The organism is uncultured Zoogloea sp., from assembly GCF_937894855.1.
GTDB lineage: Bacteria > Pseudomonadota > Gammaproteobacteria > Burkholderiales > Rhodocyclaceae > Zoogloea > Zoogloea oryzae.
In genome coordinates, this window is record NZ_CALAYQ010000096.1 from 1 (window position 1) to 11,236 (window position 11,236).

The following is an 11,236-nucleotide window of genomic DNA, read 5'->3' on the forward strand; positions in this document are numbered from 1 at the left end:
TGCGCATTCCGATGCGGCCAGGCAACCGCAGCCTCAATCTGTCGAATGCGGCTGCGGTGGTGGTCTATGAAGCCTGGCGCCAGTCGGGCTTTGCCGGCGGCGGCTAGGTTTATTCCTGCTTGGGGTCGCGGGCGAGAAGCTGCTCGACCGCGTCGCGGGCCGACACGGTGCCGTTGAGCACGCCGTCGACGGCCAGCGTGATCGGCATGTCGACGCCCAACCGGCCGGCCAGGGCAGCGACTTCGTGGGTGGTGCTGACGCCTTCGGCCACATGGCCCAGGGCCGCGAGGATGTCTGGGAGCGTCTTGCCCTCGGCGAGCATCAGGCCGACGCGGCGGTTGCGCGACAGGTCGCCTGTGCAGGTGAGGACCAGATCGCCCAGCCCGGCAAGCCCCATGAAGGTGTCGCGACGGGCGCCGAGCTCGACACCCAGGCGGGTGATCTCGGCGAGGCCGCGGGTGATGAGCGCGGCGCGGGCATTGAGCCCGAAGCCCATGCCGTCGGCGACGCCGGCGGCGATCGCCATCACGTTCTTGACCGCGCCGCCCACTTCGGCGCCGACGAGGTCGTCGTTGGCGTAGAGGCGCAGGCGGTTGTTGTGCAGGGCCTGTACCCAATGGCGGGCAAAATCGATGTCGCGGGCGGCGATGGTCACTGCCGCGGGCAGGCCCTTGGCCACTTCGGCGGCAAAGCTCGGCCCGGTGAGCACGCCGCAGGGTGCGTCTTCGCCGAGCTCTTCGGCGACGATCTGGTGCGGGAGCTTGGCGGTGCCGGCTTCAAGGCCCTTGCAGGCCCACAGCAGCGGGGTGCCCGGCGCCGCGGCGCGGAGGGCGCGGGCGGTGGCGCGCAGGCCGGCGAGGGGCGTGACGACGAGGTGCAGATCGGCCTTCGCGGCTTCGGGCAGGCTGTCGGTGAGCTCAATCTCGGCCGGTAGCGGAATGCCCGGCAGGTAGCGGCGGTTTTCACCGTCGGCACGCAGCGCGGCGATCTCGGCGGATTCGCGGCTCCACAGCACGACCTGATGACCACGGGCGAAGGCGAGGGCGAGGGCGGTTCCCCAGGCCCCTGCGCCAAAGACGGCGATGCGCATCGGCTTACAGACCCCAGATCTGGTTGATGCGGATGAATCCGCTGCTGCCATCGCGATGGCGGACGCCGACCCAGCCATCGGCGGGCGGCTTGTCGCCAAGCTCGAGGACCACGTCTTTGGCGGCTTCGAAGACGAGCGGGGCGCCGGTGTCGGGCTTCTGGCGGATCTCGGCGCGGGCAGCGGTGACGATTACGGTGCGCTTGTCGGAAAGCTGGCGGCGTTCGAGCCACAGCAGGCTTCCGGCGGGCTCGCGTACCTTCACCCAGCGGTCGATGTTCACGACCATCTCGACGGGCGTGTAGCGCTGGATCACGAACAGCGGCTTGCCCTGCTTGGACGGCGCATCGTAAAGGATGGCCGGCTCGGCGAGGGAGCGGAAATCCGAGGCGGCGCTCGCGCCTGCCGCCGCGAAGGCGAGCGACAGGGCGAGCAGCGCCGCAGTGGTGCGGCGGCGCATCGTCATTACTGGACCGGAACGTCGGTACCCGGGGCCTGCTGGCGGTTCTGCTGGAACAGGGCCTCGAAGTTGACCGGGGCGAGCAGCACGGGCTGGAAGCCGGCGCGGGTCACGGCGTCGGAGACGGCCTCGCGGGCGTACGGGAAGAGGATGTTGGCGCAGCCGATCATCATGATCGGTTCCAGGTCTTCCTGGGGCACGTTGCGGATCTGGAAGATGCCGCACTGGGCGACTTCGACCAGGAAGACGGTCTTGTCTTCGGGCAGCTGGGCGGTCACGGTGACGGTCAGGGTGACTTCGAACACGCCTTCGTCGATGCCGTTGCCTTCGGTGCGCAGCTGGACGTTGATCTGGGGGGCTTCGCGCTCGAGGTAGATCTGCGGTGCGTTCGGCACCTCGAGGGACAGATCCTTGACGTAGAGCTTTTCGATGGAGAAGACGGGTTGGGCGTTTTCGGACATGGTGGTCTTTCCGGTTGAGAAATCAGGATTTTGTTGATCGGGTCAGGCGGCTTCGCCCTTGAGCAGGGCGTCGAGCTTGCCGTCGTGGTCGAGGGCGAAGAGGTCGTCGCAGCCGCCCACGTGGTAATCGCCGATGTAGATCTGCGGCACGGTGCGGCGGCCGGTGCGGGCCATCATCTCGTCACGGCGCTCCGGGTCGGTGTCGATGCGGACCTTCTCGATCTCGGTGACGCCCTTGCGACGCAGCAGGCCTTCGGCGCGGACGCAGTAGGGGCAGACGGCGGTTGAGTACATCAGGATTTTGGGTTGCATGGTCACTTCTTCTTCTGACGGCTGATCGGCATGCCGGCCTGCACCCAGGCTTCGATGCCGCCTTCCAGATTGTGGACGTTGGTGAAGCCGGCCTTGGCGAGGATGGCGCACGCGCTGGACGAGCGACCGCCGCTCTGGCAGTTGAGGATAACAGGCTTGTCCTTGAACTTATCGAGCTCGCCGATGCGCTTCTGGAGCTCGCCCAGGGGGATGTGGCGGGCGTTGAGCAGGTGGCCGGCGGTGAACTCGGCGGCTTCGCGCACGTCAACGACGAGAGCGTCTTCACGGTTGATGAGGGCGGTGGCCTGGGCGGGGCTGATGCCACGGCCGCCACGCAGCGAAGTGACGACGAGCATCACGCCGCTGACGGCAGCGAGCGCTGCCCAATACCAGTTTTGCTGGATGAATTCCACGAAACAAACTCCGGGGCTGAGGGAAAAGGGACGGGATATTACGAGTCTTCGCCGCAGAACACTTCACGCATCATTGCGATGAGCTGGAGCGTGCGTGGATCGCCCACGCGATAGAATACCCGGTTGGCATCCTTTCGGGTGAGCAGCACTTCCTTGTCGCGCAGGATGGCGAGGTGCTGGGAGATGTTGCTCTGGGAGGTGCCGACGGCATCCACGATGTCCTGGACACAGGCTTCCTCGCTGCCGATGACGCACAGGATCTTCAGGCGCAGGGGGTGGGCGATCGCTTTCAAGGCCCGGGCCGCGGTCTCGATGTGCTCCTGGTTGGCGATGAGTTCGGCGGTGGTTGTCTTCACGAACGATTCGGGTAGGCGCGAGTCAATATTATAAAATAGCATTTTTTGCACCACTGGTGCGGATGGCCCGGTCGGCCAGGGCCGGTGGGCGGCGGGCAACAACGGTGGGAAGCGTTGATTCCGTCACGAAGCGTCTATTTGGGCGGTGTGCAGATGTGCGCGTTTGTGCCCGATTGGGCTGGCGGATTTCCGGTTTATACTTCCTGCCAATCATGGAATTCAGCCCGTTTTCGGGTAGTACGGCCTGATCGAGACAGGCCAGGCGTTCAACGCCGCGACGGAGACTTTATGCGCAGCAAACTGCAACAAGCTGGTCTGGTGTTTACCGGGCTGTGTGCCGGGGTTCTGATCAGCCTCAACTTCTCGGCCAACGCGGACAAGTCGCCGCTGTCCCCGCTTCCGGTCGAAGAGCTGCGCAATCTGGCGGACGTCTTCAATGCCATCAAGCAGGGCTACGTCGAGCCGGTCGAAGACAAGAAGCTGATCACCTATGCGATCAGCGGGATGCTGTCCAACCTCGATCCCCATTCGGCCTATCTCGACGCCGAGGCCTTCAAGGAGCTTCAGGTTGGCACCCAGGGCGAGTTCGGCGGGCTGGGCATCGAGGTCGGGTCGGAGGACGGTTACGTCAAGGTGATCTCCCCGATCGAGGATACGCCGGCCTTCCGCGCGGGTATCAAGGCGGGCGACCTGATCATCAAGCTCGACGAGACCTCGGTGAAGGGCATGGCCCTCAACGACGCGGTCAAGCGGATGCGTGGCAAACCCAAGACAAACATCGTGCTCACCATCATGCGCAAGGGCGAGGCCAAGCCGATCGTCGTGACGCTGGTGCGTGAAGTCATCAAGGTCCAGAGCGTCAAGTCGAAGCTTGTCGAGCCTGGCTTCGGTTATGTGCGCGTGGTCCAGTTCCAGGAGCAGACCGCGGCGTCGCTGGCCCAGCATCTGGATCGGCTGGTCAAGCAGGGCGATCTGAAGGGCCTCGTGCTGGATCTGCGCAACGATCCGGGCGGGCTGCTGCATGGCGCCGTTGGCGTGTCGGCAGCCTTCCTGCCGCCGGGCGCGCTGGTGGTGTCCACCGATGGGCGTGCCGACGACGCGAAGCGCAAGTACGTGGCGTCGCCCGAGGACTACCTGCGCGGCTCTCGTGACGACTTCATCCGCGGAATTCCCGCGTCGATCAAGACCGTGCCGATGGTGGTGCTGGTCAATGGCGGGTCGGCGTCGGCTTCCGAAATCGTCGCCGGTGCGCTGCAGGATCACAAGCGGGCGGTGGTGATGGGCACCCAGAGCTTCGGCAAGGGCTCGGTGCAGACGATCCTGCCCCTCAACAGCAACGCGGCGATCAAGCTGACCACGGCGCGCTACTTCACGCCGAACGGCCGCTCCATCCAGGCCAAGGGCATCGTGCCGGACATCATCGTCGAGGAAACGCCGGGCGGTTCGTCCCGCGAGCGTCTGCGCGAGGCGGATCTGGATCGCCACCTGGGCAACGGCAAGGAAGCCGACGTGAGCGCGCCGAAGCCGGTCGATCCTGCGCCCACGGCGCCCAAGAAGGATCCGGCGTCGAAGGGCAAGGACAAGCCGAAGGATGCGGACGACGAGATGAAGCCGCCGTTCGAGATCGCCGGCAAGGACGACTACCAGCTGGCCCAGGCGGTGAATTTGCTCAAGGGTCTGCAAATCCTCCAAAATAGCGCGAAATAATCCAGGAGCCAGGGGGCGATATGCGACGGGAGACTGCGTACAAGCTGGCCGGACGCAAGCATGATCATGCCTCGCATCACGCCGGCAGCGGGATCGCCAAGACGCGGGAGATCCGCTTCAAGGCCTTTCCCCCGGGGCAGGTTGTTCAGGCCCGTCGCTCGCTGGCGGCGCTGCGCGGCGTGCAGGTTGAAGAGGGCGGGGATGAGCTCAGTCTGCTCGTCCATTACAACGTGCTCGACTTCACCCTCCAGCTGCTCGACGAGGCGCTGATCGGCGCGGGCTTTCATCTCGACCGCTCGCTGCTCACCCGGCTTCACCGGGCGCTGATCTACTACGTCGAGGAGACCCAGGTGCACAACCTGAGGTCGCCCGAACGGCTGATCAAGCAGTCCCACGAGGTGTACATCCAGGCGTACGCCCATCATCCCCACGGCGATCACGACGATACGCCGCCCGATCTGCGCGACTTCAAGTAACCTGAGGCTGCCTGCGGGCGGCCTGGGTTCACGCTTTAATTTCCATGAACGACGATCAGCTGCTGCGCTATTCGCGCCACATTCTGTTGCCCCAGATCGGTATCGAGGGGCAGGACGCCATCGTGGCGGCCCGCGTGCTGGTGGTCGGGGCAGGGGGCCTCGGTTCGCCAGCCGCCATGTATCTCGCGGCGGCGGGGGTGGGCACACTGGTGCTTGCTGACGGCGACACGGTCGATCTGACCAACCTGCAGCGCCAGATCCTGCACTCGCAGGAGAGCGTCGGTCGGCTTAAGGTCGAGTCCGGCCGGGATACCCTGGCGCGGCTCAATCCGGAGGTTCGGGTCGTGCCGGTGGCAAGCCGGCTCGAAGGCGCCGATCTGGATGCCGAGGTGGCTGCCGCCGATGTGGTGCTGGATTGTTCCGACAACTTTGCGACGCGCCACGCCATCAACCGGGCTTGTGTTGCCCATCGCAAGCCGCTGGTCTCGGGTGCGGCGGTGCGCTTTGACGGTCAGGTGTCGGTGTTCGATCTGCGCAAGGACGAAAGCCCCTGCTACCACTGTCTCTTCCCCGAGGGCGAGGACGTGGAGGAGGTGCGCTGTGCGGTGATGGGGGTGTTTGCGCCGATCACCGGCATCGTCGGGGCGATCCAGGCGGCCGAGGCGCTCAAGCTGCTGGCGGGTTGCGGCGAGCCGATGGTCGGGCGTCTGCTGCTGCTCGACGCCCTTGGGGCGGACTGGCGGACGATCCGCCTCGGGCGGGATCCGGCCTGTCCGGTCTGCGGGTCACGCTGAGCGGGATTTCCCCGGACCCGTAAGGGCCTTCCAGAACAACACCAGCCCCAGTTTCTGTTGCGCCCAGAAGTTGTCGCGGGCGGCGATCTCTTCGGCGTTCCGCTCGTGGATGCCGGTAGGCGGCAAGCCTTTTTCGAGATACAGCGTGCCGAAAAGGATGTCCCAGATCGGCAGCAGGATCGCAAAGTTGCAGCCTTTCTGGAAGCGCGGATCGGCCGGCAGGTCGATGGCGTGGTGCCAGCGGTGGTAGCGCGGGCCGACGATCAGGTAATCGCCGATCGTGCCGAAATCCAGCCGGGTGTTGGTGTGAGAGAGGTTCTCCACCAGCCGAAGGGCGATCAGCAGGCCGATGAAGTGCCCGGGCGGCACACCGATCAGCAGCGACAGGCAGGCAAACCACACGCCGGCGATCACGTCGTCGAGCAGATGGTTGCGGGAGTCGGTCCAGAACGACATCTGCCGCTGCGAATGGTGGATGCCGTGCAGCGCCCACCACCAGCCAAAGGTGTGGGACAGGCGATGGCGCCAGTACTCGGCAAAGTCGAGGATCACCAGATAGATCACGAAGCTTGCCAGCGGCTTGGTGTCGAGGCCGGGCAGCCAGTCTTCGAGCTGGCGCGGGATGACGTCGTGAAAGCGCAGCCAGCTCTCTAACTCCATGAAAACCGGGGCGAGCAGCACAAAGACCGCCAGCGGGATCACGCCCATCCGGTTGAGCACCGAATAGATGATGTCCACCTTGACGGCGCGGCGTTCGGCCCATTTTTCGGCGGGCCACCAGGCTTCGAGGGGGCGCATCAGCAGGTAGGCGATGGCCAACTCGATGCAGCCCAGCAGGACGAATTCCACGCCCTCGAAACCCATTTCCACGTAGCTGGCGAGGCCCAGGGCAAACAGCACCGGCTGGACGAAGGTGTCGAACAGCCAGCCCTGGATCGTAATGAACAGGTCGGTCAGAAGCTGCATCATCGGTTTGGAATGGTGGCGAAGCAGAAGCCGCGATCCTTGAGCCCGGCGATCAGCGGATCGAGCATGGGGGCGAAAGGATCCTTGCGGGACCAGATGCCCAGGTGGGCCATCAGGATGTCGCCGTCGCGGATGTTGGCGAGGGCGCGCTTGAGCAGGGCTTCGTTGGGATAGACGTCGGACGGCAGCTCGTCGCCGAGGAAACCGGCGGGCGCCCAGTGGACGTGACGGTAGCCGCAGGCTTCGGCGGCCTTGAGGGTGTTGGGCGTGGTGCGGCCGCCCGGGGCACGCCATAGGGCATCGAGCTTGCGGCCGGTGAGTTCGGCGAAGCGGGTGTCCGGGGCCTTGAGTTCGGCGCAGATCTGCGCGGCGTCGAGGGTGGTCTGGCTGCCGTCCATCAGGCGGTAGCGCACTTTGCCGCCGGCTTCATCCTTGCGGAACGAGCCGTGACGCCAGGTGTGGCTGCCGAAGGCGTGGCCCTCGGCGACCCGGGCTTTCCAGAAATCGGCCCAGCCCGGATCGAGGGCCATGTCGCCGCGCAGGGTTTTCTCCTGGGCGACGAAGAACGTGGCCTTCACCCGGTGCTTTGCGAGGATGTCGGCGATGGCCTCGGCGTGGCGCATGTTGCCGGTGTCGAGGGTGAGGTAGACCGTTCCCCGGCAGGTGGCGTCAGCGGCCTGGGCGATGCCCGCTGCGGTGAGCAGCGGGGCGGCGAGGGCGAGCACGACCGTGCGGAGCGGCATCACTGCCTCGGGGCGTGGCTGATGAAGGAGACGCCGTGGGGCGAGCGGCCGACCGGGATAGAGTAGGCGAGCTTCTTCTGCTCCAGATTCACCACCTGTACCTTGCGGGCGAAGCGGGCGGTGGCCCACAGCTCCTTGCCATCGGCGCGGATCTCCATGTCGTCGGGGCCGCCGGGTACGTCGTACTTTTCGACTTCGGTGAGGGTCTGCATGTCCACGAGGGAGATGCTGCCGTTCATCGAGCGGTTGGAGACGAACACATGACGGCCGTCGCCGCGGGCCAGGAAGTTGTGGGCGGCCTTGGCTGTGACGATCTTCTTGACCGTCTTGCGGGCACGCCAGTCGATCACTTCCACGTAGTCGGCGCCCATGATGCCGACCAGCAGGTATTTGTCGTCCGGCGTCATGTGGATGCCGGCGGGCGTCGGGCCGACAGGCACCTTCCAGATGGGCTGCTGGGTCTTGAGGTCGATGGCGAGCACCTCGTTGGAATCCTGCAGGGTGATGAAGACGAACTGGCTGGCCTTGTCGAAGGCCATGTGGGACGGCGTTTTTGCGGCGGGCACGCGGGCCACCAGCGAGTAGTCTGCGGCCCGGTAGAGGTCGACCCGGTCAAGGCGCAGCGAATTGGCCACGAACCACTTGTTGTCCGGCGAGAAGCCGAGCTGATAGGGGTCGGAGATGTTCTTGATGCGCTTCTGTTCCTTGCCAGTTGCGGGATCGAAGAACACCAGTTCGTTCGAGACGGCGCACGCGACGATCACCGAGCTGTCGTCGGGCGTGGCGATCAGATGGTGAGGTTCCTTGCAGGCCGGAGCGCGGCCGGTTTCCTTGTAGGTCCGGGTGTCGATGAAGCTGACGTTCTCGTCCACCGAATTGAGGACGATGGCAGTTTCAGCCTGGGCGGCGGAGATCGATAAAAGGGCGGAGATGATGAGACCGGTCAGGAGGGGGAGCTTCATACGCTGGACGAATGACAAGGGAGTCCAGATTAACGGCCGCCGATGGCCGACGTTGACCCCCTCGGCGATCTATTTCAAACGTTTGCAATTCGCCGCTAAAGGCGGCTCAGGCAGGCCTGGCAAGGATGCGCAGATCGGGGCCGATCTGGCGAATGTCATGAAAGACGAGCTGGCGCTTGTCCTGCAGGCTGGTGAGCGCCGGCAGGTTGAAGAGGCCCCGCGCGGCGTCGCCGACAAGGGACGGGGCGAGGTAGAGGATGAGCTCGTCTACGCAGCCTTCGCGCAGCAGCGAGCCGTTGAGCTTGAAGCCACTTTCGGCGAGTACCTCGTTGATGCCGCGCCGGCCGAGTTCGAGCATCAGCGCGTTGAGGTCGACCTTGCCACCGTCGTCGGGCAGGATCACCACGTCGGCGCCGCGGCGTTGCAACGCGGCGATGCGCTCGGGCTGATCGACGGCGCCCGCGATGAGCACCTTGCCGCCATCGAGGAGTTTGGCGTTGAGCGGGGTTTCGAGGCGGGCATCGACCACCACGCGCAGGGGCTGGCGTTCGGTGGGGATGGCGCGGACGGTGAGCTGCGGGTCGTCGTCGCGGACGGTGCCGATGCCGGTGAGCACGGCGCACGAGCGGGCGCGCCAGCGGTGGGCGTCGCGGCGGGCGTCGTCGCCGGTGATCCACTGGGAGACGCCGTTCTCGAGGGCGGTCTTGCCGTCGAGGGTGGCGGCAACCTTGAGGCGCAGCCACGGGCGGCCACGGGTCATGCGTGAGACGAAGCCGATGTTGAGCTCGCGGGCCTGGGCTTCCTGCACGCCAGACAGCGTTTCGATGCCGGCGTCCCGCAGGCGGGCGAGGCCGCGCCCGGCGACCAGCGGGTTCGGGTCTTCCATCGCGGCCACGACGCGGGCGACGCCAGCCTTGACGAGCGCATCGGCACAGGGCGGCGTGCGGCCGTGGTGGGAGCAGGGTTCGAGGGTGACGTAGGCGGTGGCGCCGCGGGCGGCCTCGCCGGCCATCGCCAGGGCGTGGACTTCGGCGTGGGGCTCGCCGGCCCGGACGTGCCAGCCTTCGCCGACGATCCCGCCATCGCGCACGATGACGCAGCCGACACGGGGATTGGGCGTGGTGGTGAACAGGCCGCGCTCAGCCAGGACGAGGGCGCGGGCCATCCACCGGAAGTCGTCGGCGCTGGCGGTCATCGGCAGGGAACTACTGAGGGGTGTTGCGGGGGCGGCCGCGGGGCTTGGTGGTGACTTCACGGATGACTTCCGAGAATTCGTCCACGTCCTCGAAGGCGCGATAGACAGAGGCGAAGCGGATGTAGGCGACCTTGTCGAGCTTCTTGAGCTCGCGCATGACGAGTTCGCCGATGCGTTCGGAGGCGATTTCGCGCTCGCCCGATGCGAGCAACTTGGCTTCGATGCGGTCGACGGCGGCTTCGACGCTTTCGGCGGTGACCGGCCGCTTGCGCAGCGCCAGCGTCAGGCTGCCGAGGAGCTTGTCGCGGCTGTATTCAGCGCGGCTGCCGTTCTTTTTGACGACCTGAGGCATCTTGAGGTCGATGCGCTCGTAGGTGGTGAAGCGCTTGTCGCAGGAGAGGCACCTGCGGCGGCGCCGAACGATGTCACCGTCCTCGTTTTCACGGGTGTCGGTGACCTGGGTGTTGTCGGCGCCGCAGAAGGGGCAATGCATGGGCTTGCGCTAGCTGGCCGGGTGGCTGCTTACGCGCCGTACACCGGGAACTTGCGGCAAAGTTCTGCAACCTTGGCGCGCACGTTTTCGGTGGTGGCTTCGTCGTTGGGCTTGTCGAGCACGTCGGCGATGAGATGCGCGATGCGCTCGGCCTCGATCTCGGTGAAGCCGCGGGTGGTCATGGCCGGCGAGCCGATGCGGATGCCGGAGGTGACGAAGGGCTTCTGCGGATCGTTGGGGATCGAGTTTTTATTGACGGTGATGTGGGCACGACCCAGCGCGGCTTCGGCTTCCTTGCCGGTGATGTTCTTGGATTGGAGGTCGACCAGGAACACGTGGCTTTCGGTACGGCCGGAGACGATGCGCAGACCACGCTCTTCACCCAGCACGCGGGCCATCACGCGGGCGTTGGCGATGACTTGCTCCTGGTAGCGCTTGAAGGAGGGCTCGGCGGCTTCCTTGAAGGCCACGGCCTTGGCGGCGATGACGTGCATCAGCGGACCACCCTGGAGGCCCGGGAAGATGGCGGAGTTGAGCGCCTTCTCGTGTTCGGCCTTCATCAGGATGATGCCGCCGCGGGGGCCGCGGAGGGTCTTGTGGGTGGTGGAGGTGACCACGTCGGCGTGGGGCACTGGGTTCGGGTAGTAGCCCGCGGCGATGAGGCCGGCGTAGTGGGCCATGTCCACCCAGAAGATGGCGCCGATTTCCTTGGCGATCTTGGCGAAGCGCTCGAAGTCGATGCGCAGGGCGTAGGCAGAGGCGCCGGCGATGATGATGCGCGGCTTGTGCTCGCGGGCCAGCGCTTCCATCT

At 65.9% G+C, this 11,236-nt stretch carries 15 protein-coding genes and 1 pseudogene; 4 read left to right on the forward strand and 12 right to left on the reverse strand.

Annotated features, from left to right (window positions below):
* A pseudogene (locus Q0672_RS12130) lies at positions 1-107 on the forward strand (tRNA (uridine(34)/cytosine(34)/5-carboxymethylaminomethyluridine(34)-2'-O)-methyltransferase TrmL); the annotation flags it as partial.
* 2 nt (positions 108-109) lie between these two features.
* Here the strand turns inward: Q0672_RS12130 and Q0672_RS12135 are convergent.
* The 6 genes from Q0672_RS12135 to Q0672_RS12160 are packed head-to-tail and all read right to left on the reverse strand — an operon-like array spanning position 110 to position 3,089.
* Positions 110-1,090 carry an NAD(P)H-dependent glycerol-3-phosphate dehydrogenase gene (locus Q0672_RS12135; RefSeq protein ID WP_298622501.1) on the reverse strand — a complete coding sequence of 327 codons (981 nt, stop codon included), beginning with the start codon at positions 1,088-1,090 and terminating at the stop codon, positions 110-112.
* Positions 1,091-1,094: 4 nt separating this feature from the next.
* A complete protein-coding gene (locus Q0672_RS12140) occupies positions 1,095-1,553 on the reverse strand; it encodes an SH3 domain-containing protein (RefSeq protein ID WP_367179959.1) in 459 nt (152 codons plus the stop codon).
* Positions 1,553-2,008, reverse strand: coding sequence for a protein-export chaperone SecB (gene secB / locus Q0672_RS12145; RefSeq protein ID WP_153161768.1), 456 nt, complete (start codon positions 2,006-2,008; stop codon positions 1,553-1,555). Before secB ends, Q0672_RS12140 begins: the two co-directional genes overlap by 1 nt.
* A 42-nt stretch (positions 2,009-2,050) precedes the next feature.
* A complete protein-coding gene (grxC, locus tag Q0672_RS12150) occupies positions 2,051-2,320 on the reverse strand; it encodes a glutaredoxin 3 (RefSeq protein WP_194271222.1) in 270 nt (89 codons plus the stop codon).
* Between the two features lie 2 nt (positions 2,321-2,322).
* Complete coding sequence (locus Q0672_RS12155) at positions 2,323-2,733, reverse strand: rhodanese-like domain-containing protein (RefSeq protein ID WP_298622505.1); 411 nt, start codon at positions 2,731-2,733, stop codon at positions 2,323-2,325.
* Between the two features lie 38 nt (positions 2,734-2,771).
* A complete protein-coding gene (locus Q0672_RS12160; RefSeq protein WP_153161766.1) occupies positions 2,772-3,089 on the reverse strand; it encodes a metalloregulator ArsR/SmtB family transcription factor in 318 nt (105 codons plus the stop codon).
* Between the two features lie 288 nt (positions 3,090-3,377).
* Here Q0672_RS12160 and Q0672_RS12165 point away from each other — a divergent pair, with 288 nt between their 5' ends.
* From Q0672_RS12165 to Q0672_RS12175, 3 genes are read left to right on the forward strand one after another with little or no spacing between them, the layout of a single operon-like run.
* Positions 3,378-4,796 (forward strand): S41 family peptidase, encoded by a 1,419-nt coding sequence (locus Q0672_RS12165; RefSeq protein ID WP_298622508.1) that lies wholly within the window; start codon positions 3,378-3,380, stop codon positions 4,794-4,796.
* A gap of 20 nt (positions 4,797-4,816) precedes the next feature.
* Positions 4,817-5,272, forward strand: coding sequence for a hypothetical protein (locus Q0672_RS12170; protein WP_153161764.1), 456 nt, complete (start codon positions 4,817-4,819; stop codon positions 5,270-5,272).
* A gap of 44 nt (positions 5,273-5,316) precedes the next feature.
* A complete protein-coding gene (locus Q0672_RS12175; RefSeq protein ID WP_298622510.1) occupies positions 5,317-6,066 on the forward strand; it encodes a molybdopterin-synthase adenylyltransferase MoeB in 750 nt (249 codons plus the stop codon).
* On the opposite strand, the gene Q0672_RS12180 is transcribed toward Q0672_RS12175, so the two are convergent.
* From Q0672_RS12180 to glyA, 6 genes are all read right to left on the reverse strand, one after another.
* Complete coding sequence (locus Q0672_RS12180; protein WP_298622511.1) at positions 6,058-7,035, reverse strand: sterol desaturase family protein; 978 nt, start codon at positions 7,033-7,035, stop codon at positions 6,058-6,060. The genes Q0672_RS12175 and Q0672_RS12180 overlap by 9 nt on opposite strands.
* The gene (locus Q0672_RS12185; protein ID WP_298622512.1) at positions 7,032-7,775 is read right to left on the reverse strand and encodes a polysaccharide deacetylase family protein; all 744 of its coding nucleotides are present in this window, start codon (positions 7,773-7,775) and stop codon (positions 7,032-7,034) included. Before Q0672_RS12185 ends, Q0672_RS12180 begins: the two co-directional genes overlap by 4 nt.
* A complete protein-coding gene (locus tag Q0672_RS12190) occupies positions 7,775-8,737 on the reverse strand; it encodes a beta-propeller fold lactonase family protein (RefSeq protein WP_153161760.1) in 963 nt (320 codons plus the stop codon). The genes Q0672_RS12185 and Q0672_RS12190 overlap by 1 nt, the downstream gene beginning before the upstream one ends.
* Before the next feature lie 106 nt (positions 8,738-8,843).
* On the reverse strand, positions 8,844-9,932 hold the full coding sequence (ribD, locus tag Q0672_RS12195) for a bifunctional diaminohydroxyphosphoribosylaminopyrimidine deaminase/5-amino-6-(5-phosphoribosylamino)uracil reductase RibD (RefSeq protein ID WP_298622513.1): 1,089 nt from the start codon (positions 9,930-9,932) through the stop codon (positions 8,844-8,846).
* A 10-nt stretch (positions 9,933-9,942) separates the two neighbouring features.
* On the reverse strand, positions 9,943-10,425 hold the full coding sequence (nrdR, locus tag Q0672_RS12200) for a transcriptional regulator NrdR (protein ID WP_153161758.1): 483 nt from the start codon (positions 10,423-10,425) through the stop codon (positions 9,943-9,945).
* 29 nt (positions 10,426-10,454) lie between these two features.
* The coding region (gene glyA / locus Q0672_RS12205; protein WP_298622514.1) for a serine hydroxymethyltransferase at positions 10,455-11,236 on the reverse strand (782 nt) is incomplete at its 5' end.

Coding starts and splice junctions, on each gene's coding strand:
- Q0672_RS12190 (WP_153161760.1), bottom strand. CDS start 8,737: ATGAAGCTCCCCCTCCTGACCGGTCTCATCATCTCCGCCCTTTTATCG.
- Q0672_RS12170 (WP_153161764.1), top strand. CDS start 4,817: ATGCGACGGGAGACTGCGTACAAGCTGGCCGGACGCAAGCATGATCAT.
- Q0672_RS12180 (WP_298622511.1), bottom strand. CDS start 7,035: ATGATGCAGCTTCTGACCGACCTGTTCATTACGATCCAGGGCTGGCTG.
- Q0672_RS12185 (WP_298622512.1), bottom strand. CDS start 7,775: ATGCCGCTCCGCACGGTCGTGCTCGCCCTCGCCGCCCCGCTGCTCACC.
- grxC (WP_194271222.1), bottom strand. CDS start 2,320: ATGCAACCCAAAATCCTGATGTACTCAACCGCCGTCTGCCCCTACTGC.
- Q0672_RS12175 (WP_298622510.1), top strand. CDS start 5,317: ATGAACGACGATCAGCTGCTGCGCTATTCGCGCCACATTCTGTTGCCC.
- Q0672_RS12165 (WP_298622508.1), top strand. CDS start 3,378: ATGCGCAGCAAACTGCAACAAGCTGGTCTGGTGTTTACCGGGCTGTGT.
- nrdR (WP_153161758.1), bottom strand. CDS start 10,425: ATGCATTGCCCCTTCTGCGGCGCCGACAACACCCAGGTCACCGACACC.
- Q0672_RS12140 (WP_367179959.1), bottom strand. CDS start 1,553: ATGACGATGCGCCGCCGCACCACTGCGGCGCTGCTCGCCCTGTCGCTC.
- secB (WP_153161768.1), bottom strand. CDS start 2,008: ATGTCCGAAAACGCCCAACCCGTCTTCTCCATCGAAAAGCTCTACGTC.
- ribD (WP_298622513.1), bottom strand. CDS start 9,932: ATGACCGCCAGCGCCGACGACTTCCGGTGGATGGCCCGCGCCCTCGTC.
- Q0672_RS12135 (WP_298622501.1), bottom strand. CDS start 1,090: ATGCGCATCGCCGTCTTTGGCGCAGGGGCCTGGGGAACCGCCCTCGCC.